Raw genomic sequence first — 16,984 nt, forward strand, 5'->3', positions numbered from 1 at the left:
CTCAGCGTTAATTGCCTGCCACTCAAAAGCGCCCCCAATACCGATTATTAGGATTATTCGACAAGGAAATACTATGAAAATTGTACGAAAGTACAGTGTACCCCTGACACTGATTCTGGCTATATCTGCCTGCGGAAAAGCACCAGAAAATAATAATCACGAACAAAACTCTCTCAGCTCAGCATTAACCTCCACAGCAAGTGCCACAGCTCCGCTTTCCATCAATTTCGAGAAATTTACCCTGCCGAATGGCCTGCGCGTTATCGTTCATGAAGATCGCAAAGCTCCCATTGTTTCCGTGGGAGTCTGGTATCACGTTGGTTCCAAGGATGAAAAACCTGGACGCACAGGTTTTGCCCATTTATTTGAGCACTTGATGTTCAGCGGCTCAGAAAATTACAACGATGAGTATTTCAAACCTTTTGAGCAGGCCGGTGCCACAGGAATGAACGGCACTACCTGGCTAGACCGTACCAATTACTTTGAAACTGTACCGACCAACGCACTGGACATGGCCCTTTGGATGGAATCCGATCGAATGGGCCACTTACTGGGAGTGATTACCCAGGAAAAGCTCGATGAGCAACGCGGGGTGGTACAGAATGAAAAGCGCCAAGGGCAAAACCAACCCTACGGCAAAGTTTGGGAGCGTATGCAAAAAGCGATCTTTCCCGCCAATCATCCCTACTCCTGGACCACCATCGGCTCGATGGAAGACCTCAATGCCGCAACCCTTGAGGATGTGCATGAATGGTTCAAACAATACTATGGTGCAGCTAATACCGTATTGGTCCTAGCTGGCGATATCGACGTGGAAACGGCCAAGGCTAAAGTGAGCCACTACTTTGGCGATATCCCCGCCGGCCCTCCCCTAATAAAGAAAAAGGCCTGGATTGCAAAACGGGATCAATCCAGCCGCGAGCAAATGTTCGACCGCGTAGCCCAGCCCCGCCTGTATAAAGTCTGGAATACCCCCAACCTCACCCATGAAGACGCCAATGCTATTGCTCTGGCCGCAGCAGTGCTCGGTGACGGCAAGAATTCACGCCTGTATAAGCGTCTGGTTTACAAGGACCAAATCGCCACCAATATCAGCGTTGGCCTGCATGAATTCGAACTTTCCTCCATCTTCCCTATTACCGCAGACGTCAAGCCCGGTGTAGCGCCTGCTAAGGTGGAGGCCGCCATTGAGGAAGAGCTGGAGAAATTCCTTGCCGCAGGGCCAACCGAGGAGGAGCTGGCCAGGGTAAATATGAGCGAATACGCCTCAATGGTGCGCAGCCTCGAGCAAGTCGGAGGCTGGAGCGGTAAAGGGGTACTCCTTGCCCGTGGCGAGCTCTATAAAAACAGCCCCAATGCCTATCTGGATGCACTGAGTGAGAAACAAAAAATCACCCCACAAAAGGTTCGTGAAGCTGCACAGAAATGGTTGTCCAGTGGTGATTACAATCTTGAGGTTCTGCCCTTCCCCGAATACAAAGCAACCAAAAGCGGGGCTGACCGCAGCAAACTACCTGAGACGGGCAATTTCCCCAGTGTACCCTTCCCCAAGCTACAAACAGCCGAGCTTTCTAACGGACTTAAAGTAGTCCTGGCTGAACGAAACTCTGTACCTGTCGTGGATCTACGCCTGCAGTTTGATGCCGGATATGCCGCAGATCAAGGCAACAAATTGGGCACATCCAGCTATGCGATGTCCATGCTGAAAGAGGGCACCAGCAAACTGGATGCACTGCAGATCAGTGCGAGAGAGGAAATACTGGGTGCACATATTGGCGCAGGAGCCGACATCGACACTTCTACCGTGCGCCTAAATGCCTTGAAAACCAACTTAGATGACTCCCTAGCGCTATTCGCCGACATTGTTATGCACCCGGCTTTCTCAGAAGAGGAAATTGAACGTAAACGGTCGCGCTGGATCGCTGCTATTCAACAAGAAAAAACTCGTCCAGTACAAATGGCGTTACGCAGCTTACCGCCATTACTTTATGGAGAGGACCATGCCTACGGCGTACCATTTACCGGTTCCGGTACAGAGACTTCTATAGAGTCATTAAATCGTGATGACTTGGTGGACTACCATAAAACTTGGCTGCGTCCAGACAATGCCACCCTAGTTGCTGTTGGTGATATCACCCTCGAGGTATTAACACAGAAATTGGAACAGCATTTTGCCGATTGGAGCGCACCAGAAAGTCCCCTGCCCCAGAAAAACCTTACACGAGTAGCACATCCTCAAAAAGCCAGTGTCTATCTAATTAACAAGCCTGACGCAGAACAAAGTATTATTATTGGCGGCTTGCTGGCGCCCTCCGAAAAGATTGCTGAGCGCGATGCGATGCATATGATGAATGATATTTTTGGAGGCACATTCACCGCTCGCCTAAATATGAACCTGCGCGAAGATAAGCATTGGGCTTATGGAGCTTATTCCTTTTTAACGGGAGCGAAAGGCCAGCAGCCATTAATGATCTATGCACCGGTACAAACAGATAAAACCAGAGAATCCCTGCTAGAACTGCAGACTGAGTTGCGCAGTTATATCAGCAACAAACCAGCTCAGGAAGAGGAGTTGCAAAAAGTAAAAAATAAAAGTGTCAATGAGTTACCAGGTAGCTTTGAAACCATTAAAGCTGTTTCCAGTGCAGTTTCGAGTATAATCACTTATGACCGCCCTCTGGATTATATGGATAGCTATGCAGAAAAAATCCGCAATGTAAACCTTCAGGCAATACACAAATTGGCCCAAGACACTATCAAGCCAGATCAATTTATCTGGGTGATTGTTGGTGATAAAAGCAAAATAGAAAACGGTATTCTTGAACTTAACATTGGTCAGATTATTGAACTCGACACCAATGGCAATCCGATAGAAAAAACAACCCTGAACTAGCCCCCTAATACTGACCAGGCATACAAAAGTGTGCCTGGCTTCTAATTCACACACCTTTAAAACTAAATTTAAATACTTAAGTATTATTTTTTATTTTTATACCCGCCGTAAAGAAACGTTTTCAAATGAAAACCTTTCAATGAAAAAACCGCCAATTTTTAACCAGCTATTAAAAATATATTTTTTTAAATAAAAAGCACGTTTTTGATTCCTCAAAAACTAAAAGGTTGTTATTTTTCATGACGGGGAAAGGCGGGATTTGCTTCCCGTAAGGATTTCCTTCCCCCAAAAATAAAATAATATCTGTTAAGGAGTAACTCATGAAAAAGGCCCTTTCGATATTTGCCAGCGGCGCCCTGGCATTAAGCCTAGCGACATCTGCCACTGCCGAAGACAAGCGCTATATCGTTACATTCAAAGAAGGCAAGGGGGAGTCCGTCAGGTCTCTGGTTCAGCAAAACGGCGGCCGTAAAGCGCTTGACGTTCGCAACCATAATGCTATGGCTGCACACCTGCCGGCAAAAGCATTAATGGCACTACGCAGGAACCCCAATGTCGCCTTTATTGAAGAGGATCTGAAACGTTATCCACTATCTCAGGAAGTACCTTACGGTATCCCTATGGTACAGGCAGACCAACTCAGCGATTTACAAGCTGGCAACCGTACCGTATGTATCATTGATTCCGGTTACGACCTGGCCCACGAAGACCTGTCAGGCAATGCCGTTACTGGTAGCAACGATCCAGAGGGTACTGGCAACTGGTATGAAGATCAAAATGGCCATGGTACCCATGTAGCCGGCACTATTGCCGCCATGAATAATAACGCTGGCGTTGTGGGGGTAATGCCTAACAGCAATATCAATCTGCACATCGTCAAAGTATTTGGTGCTGATGGCTGGGCTTACTCTTCATCCCTGATTGCCGCTGCAGAAGATTGTGCAGCGAATGGTGCAAATGTAATTAATATGAGCCTCGGTGGTGACAGAGCTAGCTTCTTTGAGAGACGCGGTTTCGATAATCTCAATAAACGCGGCATTCTCTCAATTGCCGCCGCTGGTAATGATGGCAATACCCGCCATAGTTACCCGGCCTCTTACAACTCCGTTGTCTCCGTAGCAGCGATTGACAGCGGCAAAAACATCGCAGGTTTCTCCCAGCAAACCAACCAGGTTGAACTCGCCGGGCCTGGCGTGCAGGTATTGTCCTCCATCCCCACTGGCAGCGGCCAGGCAGCCACCCTGGAAGTAGCAGGGGCTGAAGTCGAAGCCGCAGCTATGACTGGTACTCCCATTGGGACGATTACCGGAGCCTTGGAAGATTGTGGTACCGCTGAATCTGCCTGCGTAAGCGCAGCAGGTAAAATCTGTTTAATTCAACGTGGCAATATCAGCTTTGCTGATAAAGTTCTGAACTGTGAAGCCGGTGGTGGTGTTGGAGCGATCATCTACAACAACGTACCCGGAATGCTTTACGGTACCCATGGTGGCGTGGAGACTCATATTCCTTCCGTAGGTATTTCCGATGCGGATGGCAGCGCTTTATTAACCCAGCTGGGTGCCAGTGCCACTATCGAGACCGAAGCACAGGATTACGCCTACTTTAATGGCACCTCCATGGCGACCCCACATGTCGCTGGTGTAGCTGCTCTAGTTTGGAGCCACTACCCGAACTGTAGCAATAGCGAAATTCGCACAGCCCTGCATGTTACCGCAGAGGACCTGGGTGATGCTGGCCGTGACAATGCCTATGGTTATGGCTTGGTTCAGGCCAAAGCCGCATTTGATTACCTGGCGGCCAATGGTTGCACCGGCTCCATGTAATTCTGATCAAACCTTCTCAGATGGGGGAGCTTATTGCTCCTCCTTTGGGAAGGATTCATCCTCTGATTAGAATTAGCAGTCAGCAGCTGAAATAATATGGCCTGTTATTGCAGGAACAGCCAAGTGTGCTCTGAGCTATAGCTTTCCAGAAATAGAAGCTCTAAATACTTACATAATGTTTAATATTTTATAAGTATCCAATTTCCCCAACAAAAATCTGCTCGCCAGGTTATAAAAGGCCAGAAGTTGCTTCTAGCCTTTATCTACAAACACTATTTACCAGCCACCTGCTTTACTTGATCATTAAGAACCGCGTGTTGCATGCCGATGGTCCCCAATGCCTCTACAGGCAAAAATACCTTGTTGTTTGACTCAGCCATTTTATCTAGGACTTCCAAGGTTCTATAAGCCAGATATTTATCCGTCACCGATTTGGCAAGCAGATCATTGACCTCTTTCTGTCCAATCGCTTTTTCACGGGCAATGGCACGATTCATTTTTTCCCTCTCCAAATCGCGCTCCATCTGTATCTTCTGAATCTGAAATTGAGCTTTTTCCTGCTCTATGAGTTCACGGCGCTCGGCCGCACGCTCTTTAGCCTGAGTAATGACCTTAGGAAATTGTATATCCGCCAGTCCCAAACGCTTAATCTCTATGGGTGTGCCTTTTAGGGCTTTGGATACCTCATTAAACAGCTCGTGGCTCAGTGACTCTCGGCTTGAAGCAATCTCATTGATGGAGTACTTGGCTACAACACGGCGTACCACATCTCTAATTACCGGCTGTGCATAAGTACCATAAACGCGATTTACCGAAATATTGTCATTGTCAGGCGGAATACGATCGAAAACACTATCGATAGCCTCTCTACTGATGGCACCGGTCATACGTACATCAAAGCTCATATTAAGCTGATCTTTGGGCATAAAGACTTTAAATTTTTCCAAATGACCAAAGTCTGCAATTGTCATTGTGACCAACTTGTCACAATAAAACATACACATATCCAAGCGAAACTTGGAAGGCGGTACCACTTCGGGCTTGTAGCCACTCTCCGTTAACACCTTGCCAACATGTGCAGGCGGCACTTCTACCCGCTCACCACAAGCGGACAACATAAAAAGGGAAGCCGCCAGGCCCGCAACTGAAACAAAACGCATTTTCAACACCAATCAATAAAAAAAATAAGATATTGCATTTACTCACATACAACAAGACAGAGCAATTAAGTGAAAGATGTTACAATCGATAAAAATTTAAATATGATTTATCGAAATAAAAAATATGCAATTAGAATTTATAACCGCAACACTATTTAATCTCGGCATCAACCTAATCTACACAGTTTTGGCTCTTTTTATTGGAATAATCGCCTTAATAACAATCGACAAAAAACTGCTACGTACAGTAGACATCGAAGGTGAATTGAAAAATGGCAATATCGCAGTTTCTATCTTTGCGTCCACAATTCTGATTTTTGTTGCCATCATTATTTCTTTCGGATTGAAAGGGTAAAAACGTGTATAAATGGATTGTCCCCTTGCTTATTTTCTCTGTGCTGTTAACACTGCCAGAAATTCTACGCAATACAATTCAAGAGCCTGAATTAAAACCTTCGTCGAAGCAGCCCCTCAATTCAGCAAGTAGGGCCTATGGTTCTACTAACGCTGACACCATAGATCGCCAAAATGGGGTGGTAAGAGTAGTGGGTACCAGCTATCCACTATCGGAAGAAACAATCCAACAGGTAGTGGCCAAGCGTTCTCTTGAGGAGAGCGCACAGGTTGCCATCTGGAACTGGCAAGGGCTGGAGGCAGTCACAGCTACTGCAAGAGGGCTGGATAAACAGCACCATTTTGCCAATAGCTACCTGGTGGGCTTCAAGCCTTTCCAAACCCGCGAGCTTTGGGTACCGCTATATACTTTGGCGATGCAAAAGGAGTATCAGTACGACCATCTGCAATATGCCGGACTTTCCGATATCTGGCAGACATCCCGTCAGGCTTATTATCAAAAGCGCGGCGACTGCGAAGATCATGCCATCTTACTGGCCGACTGGCTGATTGAGCTGGGCGTGGACGCGCGAGTAGCACTGGGGACACACAAAGGCCAGGGACACGCCTGGGTAGTTGCCATCTTGGATGGCCAGGAGTACCTACTGGAAGCCACCAGCAAGCGGCGTCAGACCAGCTGGCAAGCGATGCCATTGGCAGCCCTGGCAGAAGGTTATGAAGTAGAGTTCCAGTTTAACCGCCATTTCTTCTGGGCAAAACGCAATTCCGCCTCTACGAGAAAGTATCGCGGCAGTCACTGGATAAAAAAATCTCAGTTCATTCGCAGCTGATCTTGCCTGGGATCACCCGGTAATTATTCCGGGTGAATCTCAAACGTGACAAGACTCAGATTGGTGAGCCCGGTGGCATCGCTTTAATATCCCCGGCTTTTACTTCAAGTTCACCGCGCATAAAAGATTCAATGCGTTTGGCTTGGAAATAATAATGGGCATTGTATCCCTGCGAATCATCACCAAATAATTTTTTCTGTCCAAGCGCCAGTTGGAATTTTGCCAGCTGCAGTTGTGCTTTGGCTCGTACCGATTCGGCAGCTGCACGATCACCAGCAAGCAGCATCAGCTTCTGGATGTATACATGGTTGATACGCTGGTGAATTGTCGCGTGTAAACCGGAATACTGTTCATTATCCAGAGCTCCCGTGGTAAGCCGCTCTAATAAACTATCGAATGCGGGAATTTCACTACTACGTGCATTCTGCTGATCCATACGTGCCGCCCGCTGTGGGTCCATCAGGATCGACAGGGTGTGACCCGCTGCTGCTTCGGCCAAAGCCACTGCGTCGAAGGCGACTCCGGTGTGAGAGGGGAAACTCTCCCTGGTGCGTTCATAACCATAGGATTTGGGGGGAATTAGCTGAAGAACCTGTTCTGACAATGCCAGAAATTCTGGCGACAGAGTTTCAACTAGCGCATCCATGGCTTGCTGTTGGCGCTCAGCCGGTACTAGCGTGTAGCTATTCTGCTCAGCGCCGTTATATAAGTAATCGTAATCCAGCCCACCAATCAACTTGCCCACAGCTTCGGCCTGATAGCGATGCCCGTAGTAAACTGGCACCAGGGTCTCCTCCAGATCAGAGCGAGGCGCGGATTTGGGATTTGCCGCGCGAGAGAAATTATCCAGAGCATGGCGGCGCAGCTCGGTCAAACGGCTGAACTCTTCCAGGGGATCCCTACCGTTATCCCATAAATGAGAGGCTGCATGAGCATTGTTTATCGCGCGGGAATCGGGGTCAGAAATAAAGCGCAGCTTTTGCTTCTCTGCTTCTTCCATGATGCTATCCAGATAGGACTGTTCCTCCCCGCTGTTTCCGTATCCATAGCGAATTGCTAACTTATCCCAATCGCCAATACCAGTGGCATATGCCTCGGAGAAATCCAGCTCGGTGCCCAACAGAGCAATCAACGGCGCCGGATAATCCATCACGGAAGCGCGCTCTACGGCACTCGCGGCAAAATTATGCGCAAGACCCAGGGTATGCCCCACTTCGTGAGCAGACAGCTGACGAATTCGAGCTAACGCCATCGCCTGCAAGGCCTGGGTATTAGCAGATATATCGGAATAGGGCTGCAAAAGCCCTTGGGCGATTAGAAAGTCCTGGCGTACACGCAGGGAGCCCAGAGTTACATTACCCTTGAGGATCTCGCCGGTACGGGGGTCAAAAACAGAATATCCATAGGACCAACCGCGGGTGGAGCGGTGTACCCAATTGATCACGTTGTAACGCACATCCAGCGGGTCTACACCTTCCGGCAAGATTTCCACGCGGAAGGCATCCTTATAACCGGCTGCAGTAAAAGCCTGGTTCCACCAACCGGCTCCCTCTACCAACGCGCTGCGCACGGGTTCTGGCACACCGGAGTCCACGTAATAAACAATAGGCTCAACCACTTCATCACTACCCGGTTTTTTCTCCAGGCGGTGCCGGTAGATAAGGCGCTGATCCAGAGGCTGGTCAATTGCCGTAGCGTAATCACGGAAAGTGAAGGGGAAATAACCGCTGCGGCTGTGAAATACCCGCGGCTGGTACTGTTTATCAGGAAGCTCTATTAGAGAGATATGCTGACGCAGCGAAACCAGAGTGGGAGTTGGCACCACTTCACGTAAATACTTACCAGGCTTGCTACCAGAAAAAGTCAGTTGAGCCTCAAATTCACTGTTCTTGGGGAAATTTTTGGTGCGAGGCAAGTAGATTGCGGACTTGGGCTTATCCACAGAGTAATTTCCTTGCTCCGCCTGTTTCAAGCGAGCACTAATACCGTGCTGATCGCTGAGCAGGAAAGGGGTAAAGTCCACCAGGGCAACGCCATCCTCCTGTGCCAAGGTTTCAAAACCCCAGAGCACAGAAGAGGCAAAAGCCTCCTCCACCGCGCGGCGTTCTGCCAGGTTTTCTGATTCAGCGCGATAGTTGGCGTTCACTTGGTGCATTAGCACCTTGTTACCCACACGTTGGAACTTAACCAAACGGCTCTCGCCTATCTGATTGCGGTCCAGACCCACAGGGTTGGATCCAAGCCCCTGGGCCAGACCGGTGAGAAGCAGCAGTTCACGCTCAAACTCATTAATCTGCAACAGCACCCGACCGCTGTTTTCATCCCAATAGAAATCGTGATAACCACTGTACTTGCGCATATCCGCCGTGTACTCGGCGATATCCCCAGACCGAGCCACTGTGCTTAACAACACTAAGCACAGAGCCATCAACTGCCTGCTGAATGACATTTGCCATCCCCCAATTCTTAATTATTTAGAGCCAATACCCTGCAGCACCATCACCGCATTGGACCGCGGCCTAGGGTAGCACTTAGAGAAGTCCCGATCTGTATAAAAAATAACCTGCAATTTTTTTCCTATTCTCTGCATCTATTCACAGCCCCTACCTCGTCTCAATGGGAAAGGTACAATACAGAGATATAAATATGTGGAAGCCACTTGCGATATCAGCCCTGATCAGCCTGGGTGGAGCCAGCCAAGTTATGGCGCTTGAGTCCATTCATATCGATACTGACAACTGTGAGTCCACCCTGGATTACACCGTAAAAGTGGGGTCCGATTTTTTCGAAATACACGAGGATAGCGATAAGCAGCAGTTGGTGTCTTTTCACTCACCTGCACAGCTTATAGTAAATGGAGACATGATCACCCTGGATGATCAACAACAAGAGCTGTTACAGGAATATCGCCAAGAACTGCATGTAGCCGGCCGTGATACCTTGCTAGTCACTTTAGAGGCTGTAGATATCGCTATGGATGGCTTATCTATTGCTATTAGCGCCCTGGCCGGGCCAGATCATCCAGAAAATCAGGAGCTTAAGCAGTTCTCTGCAGATTTAATCCAGCGCACCGAAGATCGTCTCAATCGCGAGGGAGAAATCTACTATCTCGGCGATACTGAGATTGGTAACTTTATCGACGAGACGATTTCCAAAGAATTTGAGCCCCGCATCGAACGCTTGGCCAAGGATGCCGCAGGAACTATTGCCTGGCACGCACTCAAGGCAGCCTTCACTGGCGGTCAGAGTATTGAGGAGCGTGTTACCGAGGAAGCGGAAGAACTACTGGAACAACGCGCTGAGCAAATTGAACACACTGCGGAGCAGCTATGTGCCTCCCTGCAATCCATCAACCGTCTGGAATCACAAATTCACCTGACAGTGCCCGCATTGGGTGATTACGACTTGGTTAAAATAAAATAATTCTACCTCTTTTATCCCCCCAAACCTGGCCGCTATGCGGCCCTTTTTTATCTAAGAAAAATTCCCTCGATTTGCTTTAGGAGGTAAAGCCGTTCCTCATCTAATGATAAAGCACTTGAAAATATTCTGTAGGTAAATCCAACTTGAACATCCCATTAAAATTATTTTTTATGCAATAACCAGTCAACACTCAACAGTAAAAACATAAAAGTAATATTAGGCCAGTAAAATTTTTAAGCAATTATGAATTGAGAGCTTGAACTCCACCATATATTGGCTTCCCCCGCCCTCAAATCATATTAACTTTTACTCTTCATTAATTTGAATTAGTACTTACATCCAAATAAGCAGGCAAGCCTTCCTGACCAGCATGGTCTACCGCAATGATTTTATATCGATAAGTAGCATCCTGCTCCACATCAGAATCCCTATAGGATAATTGACGTGTTTTATCTATAAGTTCCTCTCCACGAAAGATCTTATAATGATGCACACCACCATTCCTGATGGTTTCATTCCAGGACAAATCTACCTGCCAATCAGAGACCGTATATTTGAACCCCGTAACTTGAGCGGGTGGAGGATGGTTACCATAATTACAGGGTACTATATCCCTACCTAAGCCATCGGTACATTGATCAATATTCTTATTTTTCTTCTCAGAAGCATTCCAGTTTTTGGCTATTCCTCCGGTACACATATTGTCTACACAGAAAGGGAGGTCATAATTAAGACACGTCCTGCAAGTTTTAAATCCATATCCATCAGTGAAAGGAATATCACCTTTATTCAACGAAGGAAAGTAATTACAGACCAGTACATGTGCGCCATCGTTGTAGGCAGAATTATTAGAACCAACAATACCATCGCATTCCGCTACAGCACAGCCTACATAGCGGGTTTCTCCATGGCATACCTGAGCCCAATGTCCGCATGTTTCATCATGACAAAATTTCATATCCCAATCATAAGAATTACTTTCAGCGTACCAGGATTCAACTGAACCAGCCCATGTTTCAGCGCTATATTGCGATGCCGGCGGATTAAAAATATTGATTGAAACATTCTCTCCAATTTCAATATTACCTGCAGGCAACACAAAGGAAACTTCATCTTTAACTTTATCGAAAGATTGCCTAATTCCCTCCGCTTCATTGAAGTGTCCAAAATAACACGCAGAAGCTCTCTCCTTCGCCATCTTGGCCAAAGCCTCATCCCAGAAAAGTGTCTGCATATTACCGGAACTCTCTGGGCCGTTACCCTCACCAGCTTCTCCCATAGCACACCTTTGGCGATACTCATTGTGGGTATCCAGCATTACGCGCTTTTGTTCCAATGAGAGCTCAAAGGATCCATTGCCATTAGGGTCAACAGTAACAACAGAAAAATTAACAGATTTTTCTGCACCATCAGTTAATGTGAAAGTGACGGTATCTGTGACCGCATCCCCTGAACTGAGACTCTGCGCTGCGTCATTCAAGGTATATTTCCAGTCACCGACGTCGGTAATACTAAAATCACCATAATTCCCAGCAATGCTACTCTCAACAAATCCTGGGGTATTGCTGTCGACATCTATGATTTTCAGAGTACCCTTGGCTTCTTCACTGCTCCCCACGAGTAAAGTAGCAAGAGGGGATTCGGGGCTAAAAGTGTAAGCATCATCCGCACCTGTCACCTGAATAGTAATTAATGTGATGTCATCACCTATTCCAACACCAACCATAAATTCATCAATTGCCAATTCATCAGCGCTCAAGGGGTCAGCCAGGCCCGCATCCAGGGTATAGCTCCAGGTACCATCAAGAGAAACATCAAGCAGACCGTATTTTCCCCATTCATTAAGCTTTCCAAAAGTTTGCTCGGCATCAACGCTATCAATCAACTTGCCAGAGGTAGAAGTCTCATTATCCTCGCTAACGCTACCTTCACCGCCACTAATAGTATCGGGACTAGGGTCGGGATCGGGATCGGGATCGGGATCGGGATCAGGATCAGGATCAGGATCAGGATCAGGATCAGAGGTCCCACCGCCATTATTATCAATAACCCCAGGATTATTAACTTTCTCACTATTAGAGCTGCCTCCGCCCCCTCCACAGGCAACCAGAAATGCGGATAAAGAAATAGCTGTGATCAGCTTAAATAGCTCACTCATATCAGTCTCGGTGAATATAGTTGTGCTTGGTATAAATCCCGGCGGATTATATTAATGATGGCCCTCTATTCTGTGAAATCTATTAGATATTATTGTTTCAATATTGGCTTAACTTTGCTTCCAATTAACGAACAATAGAAAAAGATAAATCACATGAACGAGAAAAAAGAACGCTACTTAATAGAGATCCCACCCACACACCTTACTCATCAAATGCACACTTTTAAAAAAACCAAATATAAATAGATAGAAAACTTTTAGCTTTTAATTAACCCCTTCAATTTATAAACTCATTTGGAAAACAGATATCATATAAGTTTCAAAGAGCTTTCACTTTCAAAAAGAAAACAAAAATGATACACACTCACATTATAAAGAAAGCTTAGACCTCATAAAAAATTGGCACTTATTTACCTTTAACTTACTTAATCTAAGGCAAGCACTTTCTCAATTTATTCAGGGAGCATATCCAGACAACCAGAAGGCCTCTCTTATCCAGCATGGTCTACAGCAATTATTCTATAGCGACAGTTTGTATTATTTCGCTTCTAAATCACTGTAACTTAGACGGCGAGTTCTGCCAGGAAATCCTCATCACGAAATATCTTATAGTGATGCACACCACTATTCTTGATATATTAAATCCAGGGTACATTATCTTGTTGTCAGTTAAACTATATTTAAATTCAGTCACTTGTAGTGATGATCTTCAAGGGTTATAAACAATCCAAGGTACAATACCTCCATCCAAACCATCGCCACATTGATCTACAAACTTATTTTTTTCTGAAATATTGCAATCTCTGACTCTCCCCTGTATACATATTGTCAACGCAAGAGCAAACAGCATAATTGTGGCAGGATTTACAATCTTCATATCTCCAGCCATTAGCGAATGGGATACAATGTTTTTATCTAATAAGGGAAAATAATTACATACCACAACATGTGCGCCATCGTTATAGGCAGAATCACTAGAAACAATAATATTATCGCCTTCCGCCACAGTATAGCCCGCATAGCGAATTCCCCCATGACAAAGCGGGACCTAATGACCACGCGTCTCCGCATGACAAAATTCACTATCCCAAACATATCCATAGCTTTCATAGCACCAATACTTTACTGAGCCAATCCAAGTCTTGGGCCATATTGCGATGGGGAAAAATTAATAGGATTAACTGAAGAACTTTCTCCAATTCCAACATTGCCAGCATCTAGTACAAATATATTTCACCTTTAACTTTTTATTTATTCTTATCAAAAACTGAACTTCAGCAGGCAAACAATCCAAGTGGATATTTAATCTACCATTAAAATAAATATAAATTCCAGGTAGGCACCCACTAAATTTTTTGTTGTTTTTCACTTTAGCAAAAATCACTACAACCCTTTGATAAATTTAATTGCATCATCGGCACTGGTTTTTGCATTTTCAACATGAACCATATGCCCAATATTTTCATAAGCTATCAATTGACTGCCAGATATTTTACCTGAAAAATAGCGACCCACCTCCAAGGGAATAATGTGGTCATCCGCACCCCAAATAAACAGAGTGGGAGTCTTGATATTTTCAAGACCGTTAAGTGGTTGAAAATTTACAGTGGCATTAGCCACCAAATTAAGAACTGTTCCCCGGTTTTTTTTATAACGGGAGAGGAGGTAGATACGTTCCACCATTTTTTCAGGCAGCGCCGCTGGGTTGTAGAAAAACCGTGCTTTTAACATTCTTCTAAGCAACCCACGGCTACCCAGATGAGAGACAAAGCGTCGCCCCCAGTGACTAAGTACAAATCGTGCCATAGTCGGAGGCATTTCCAACCCCTTGCCACATTGGTAACCACCCGGTGCAATCAAGATGGCAGCCTCTGCAGCATCGGGATGTTCAATCAGGTATCGCAATACTGCGTTGCCTCCAAAGGAATGGCCAACCAACACAAACTTTTCTAAGCCCATTGCCTCAATGAAGCGCCCAATAAAATCCGCCAGGTGTTTGGGGGTATAGGTGCCCCCCGGCAAGGGATCTGTGAGCCCATGGCCAGGGAGATCCACCAATATCAGGTGGTAATCCCTAGCCAAAACTTTTGCCCACTCCCCCCAACCCCCTAAGGAATCACCACCACCGTGAAAGCATAACAGCAACGGACGCCCCTCCCTGCCAACTTCCCGATAATTCACCGAGAAACCATCGGCAAAAGCCAACTGGTTGTAGGAAAAATTGGACAATTCATTACGGTTCAGATTTGGGCTAAAAAAAGCGATCCCCAGTAACCAGACAAAAATCAGTAAAAGTATTAAAACAATCCAGAATGTCATACTCACGACAGGGTCTCCCTGGCCCGTGCTGCTTGTCTATAAAAACGGTGTGATCTGATAAAGGATCAATTCATCGAAGTGAAAGTCAGTCCTTTAAGACTGGTCGAAGCAACAGCCACATAAAAGTGCATCAATAAAATCATAAATAGGCCGCCGGCCAACGTAAGCCAAAACCGGTTATAGCCCAGACGACGCATAGACAGAAACCAGGCGCCAAGATTTAATAACTGCAATACTGCAGATAAGCCAGCCAGCAGTGCCGCTTCGGTATAGGCCAACCAATTGAGATTAAATGCAAGAGAGGGAGCCTGAATAATCACCGCTGCGGCCCCCAGCAAGGCTGCAGCCAAGCCAACATTGCGCACCGAATCGAAGGTGATTTCCAGTGCTCTAGGGTAATCGCTCATCTGCTCCATGCGCCAATGTTCTCAGTTCAGCCCACTTTAAAATTCATGGGCCAACCAGAAGGATAGACTGCATTCAGCAGTGGAGTTCTGAATCCTCTAGGGAAAACGAGCACAGCGCTTAGTCAGTATTGCCACCGCACAGAGTGGCAACGCCCAAAAGTTGATCTCTCCAAGCGGGAATTAGAATCACTTGGCCTCAAGCACCTGTTCCATTGCTCGGCGAATAGAATCCAGTGACAAAGCAATATCCTCTGCCGAAGTTGCCCAGGACGAGACACTGAGACGTAACGCCACTCTACCCTGCCACACAGTAGTACCAAACCAGCACACACCCTCCTCCTGCACTATACGCACAATCTGTTGCAAAGCGGATTCATCATTGATACTGGCCACTACCTGATTCAGCACGACCTCATTGAGAATTTCAAAGCCTAATTTGGCCAGTCCATCAGCAAACTGACGGGCAAATCCACAGCACCGCTCCACCAGAGCGGCCACCCCCTCGCTGCCCATCTCCTGAATTGCCGCCCAGACCTCAACACCTCGGGCACGGCGGGAAAATTCGGGAACCATATCCTTCGGTGGCACCTGAACCCCAGCCTGTAAATATGGCGCCTGAGTAGTCATAACACGATGTACCATCTGGGCTTCACTACAAATAGCAACACCACAGTCGTAGGGTGTATTTAGCCATTTGTGCCCATCCACCGCCCAGGAGTCCGCTAACGCCACTCCCGCAGTCAGGTGCCGCTGTTTGGGTGATGCCGCCGCCCACAAGCCAAAGGCGCCATCTACATGTACCCAGGCTCCAGCCGCCCTGGCCATCGGGATAATTTCTTTAAAGGGGTCGAAATGACCAGAGTTCACGTTACCTGCCTGCAAGCACACGATGGTGGTTTCATCCAGCTCGGGAAAAGTGTCCACCCGCACACGGCCCTGATTGTCACAAGGAGCCTTCACCAATTGATCCTTGCCAATACCGAGAATCGAAAGGGCTTTATGCACTGTGACATGTGATTCTGCAGAGACGACAATCCTCAGCGGTGGGGCTCCCGCGAGCCCCGTTCTCGCCAAATCAATATCCATTCTCTCATATTGACGGTTGCGCGCTGCAGCCAAACACACCATGTTTGCCATAGAGGAACCAGTGGTAAATCCAACACTACTTTCTTCTGGCAACTCTAATAATTGCAGCAGCCACTGGGCGGCTATTCGCTCCAAGTAAATGGCCGATGGTGCCGATGATTCGAGTACCGCTACCTGATCCCAGGCCGCATTCAAAATAGAGGCCCCCATTGCCGCAGGTGTGGAACCTCCAACCACCAAACCAAAATAGCGACCACCGGTACTCGCCACAGTGGCGGGGGAGGCGTAATGATGGAGATCTGCAATCACTTGCTGAGCATCCTGCCCCTTGTTAGGCAGGGAGGAGTTTAATCTTTCCAACTCAGCCAACTCCAAAGATGATGGGCTGACTCTTTGTTCTCGAATACCAGAAATATACTCCTCAGCACACCGCGCTGCCTCAGATAGAGCTTTCAACGATTCTAAATTACTAGTGACTTTATTGTTTCCCATCTATCCACCTCATACTTCCTTTTATCAAATTTCTTCAAC

Annotated in this window: 12 protein-coding genes; 5 read left to right on the forward strand and 7 right to left on the reverse strand. The window is 46.8% G+C overall.

Annotated features, from left to right (window positions below):
• Window positions 1–73 precede the first annotated feature (73 nt).
• Both MJO52_RS19695 and MJO52_RS19700 read left to right on the forward strand, forming a co-directional pair.
• Complete coding sequence (locus MJO52_RS19695; RefSeq protein WP_252083657.1) at window positions 74–2,893, forward strand: M16 family metallopeptidase; 2,820 nt, start codon at window positions 74–76, stop codon at window positions 2,891–2,893.
• A 320-nt stretch (window positions 2,894–3,213) separates the two neighbouring features.
• Window positions 3,214–4,716, forward strand: a complete 1,503-nt coding sequence (locus MJO52_RS19700) for a S8 family serine peptidase (protein WP_252083658.1) — start codon at window positions 3,214–3,216, stop codon at window positions 4,714–4,716.
• 272 nt (window positions 4,717–4,988) lie between these two features.
• Here the strand turns inward: MJO52_RS19700 and MJO52_RS19705 are convergent, their stop codons facing one another.
• Complete coding sequence (locus MJO52_RS19705) at window positions 4,989–5,876, reverse strand: SPFH domain-containing protein (protein ID WP_252083659.1); 888 nt, start codon at window positions 5,874–5,876, stop codon at window positions 4,989–4,991.
• Window positions 5,877–6,000: 124 nt separating this feature from the next.
• Here MJO52_RS19705 and MJO52_RS19710 point away from each other — a divergent pair, with 124 nt between their 5' ends.
• Window positions 6,001–6,231: a DUF350 domain-containing protein gene (locus MJO52_RS19710; protein WP_252083660.1), complete on the forward strand. Its 231-nt coding sequence runs from the start codon at window positions 6,001–6,003 to the stop codon at window positions 6,229–6,231.
• A 4-nt stretch (window positions 6,232–6,235) separates the two neighbouring features.
• Window positions 6,236–7,060, forward strand: coding sequence for a transglutaminase-like domain-containing protein (locus MJO52_RS19715; RefSeq protein ID WP_252083661.1), 825 nt, complete (start codon window positions 6,236–6,238; stop codon window positions 7,058–7,060).
• Window positions 7,061–7,115: 55 nt separating this feature from the next.
• On the opposite strand, the gene MJO52_RS19720 is transcribed toward MJO52_RS19715, so the two are convergent.
• Window positions 7,116–9,509 (reverse strand): zinc-dependent metalloprotease, encoded by a 2,394-nt coding sequence (locus MJO52_RS19720; RefSeq protein WP_252083662.1) that lies wholly within the window; start codon window positions 9,507–9,509, stop codon window positions 7,116–7,118.
• A gap of 197 nt (window positions 9,510–9,706) precedes the next feature.
• Here MJO52_RS19720 and MJO52_RS19725 point away from each other — a divergent pair, with 197 nt between their 5' ends.
• Complete coding sequence (locus MJO52_RS19725; RefSeq protein WP_252083663.1) at window positions 9,707–10,483, forward strand: DUF2884 family protein; 777 nt, start codon at window positions 9,707–9,709, stop codon at window positions 10,481–10,483.
• 316 nt (window positions 10,484–10,799) lie between these two features.
• Here the strand turns inward: MJO52_RS19725 and MJO52_RS19730 are convergent, their stop codons facing one another.
• The 5 genes from MJO52_RS19730 to MJO52_RS19750 form a co-directional block, all read right to left on the reverse strand.
• The gene (locus MJO52_RS19730; protein WP_252083664.1) at window positions 10,800–12,641 is read right to left on the reverse strand and encodes a VCBS domain-containing protein; all 1,842 of its coding nucleotides are present in this window, start codon (window positions 12,639–12,641) and stop codon (window positions 10,800–10,802) included.
• Between the two features lie 709 nt (window positions 12,642–13,350).
• Window positions 13,351–13,647 carry a hypothetical protein gene (locus tag MJO52_RS19735; protein WP_252083665.1) on the reverse strand — a complete coding sequence of 99 codons (297 nt, stop codon included), beginning with the start codon at window positions 13,645–13,647 and terminating at the stop codon, window positions 13,351–13,353.
• A 377-nt stretch (window positions 13,648–14,024) separates the two neighbouring features.
• Window positions 14,025–14,960: an alpha/beta fold hydrolase gene (locus MJO52_RS19740; RefSeq protein ID WP_252086038.1), complete on the reverse strand. Its 936-nt coding sequence runs from the start codon at window positions 14,958–14,960 to the stop codon at window positions 14,025–14,027.
• Window positions 14,961–15,025: 65 nt separating this feature from the next.
• On the reverse strand, window positions 15,026–15,367 hold the full coding sequence (locus MJO52_RS19745) for a hypothetical protein (protein WP_252083666.1): 342 nt from the start codon (window positions 15,365–15,367) through the stop codon (window positions 15,026–15,028).
• Between the two features lie 186 nt (window positions 15,368–15,553).
• Window positions 15,554–16,945 carry a pyridoxal phosphate-dependent decarboxylase family protein gene (locus MJO52_RS19750; protein WP_252083667.1) on the reverse strand — a complete coding sequence of 464 codons (1,392 nt, stop codon included), beginning with the start codon at window positions 16,943–16,945 and terminating at the stop codon, window positions 15,554–15,556.
• Window positions 16,946–16,984: the final 39 nt, after the last annotated feature.

Source organism: Microbulbifer variabilis (assembly GCF_023716485.1).
Taxonomy (GTDB): Bacteria; Pseudomonadota; Gammaproteobacteria; order Pseudomonadales; family Cellvibrionaceae; genus Microbulbifer; species Microbulbifer variabilis_B.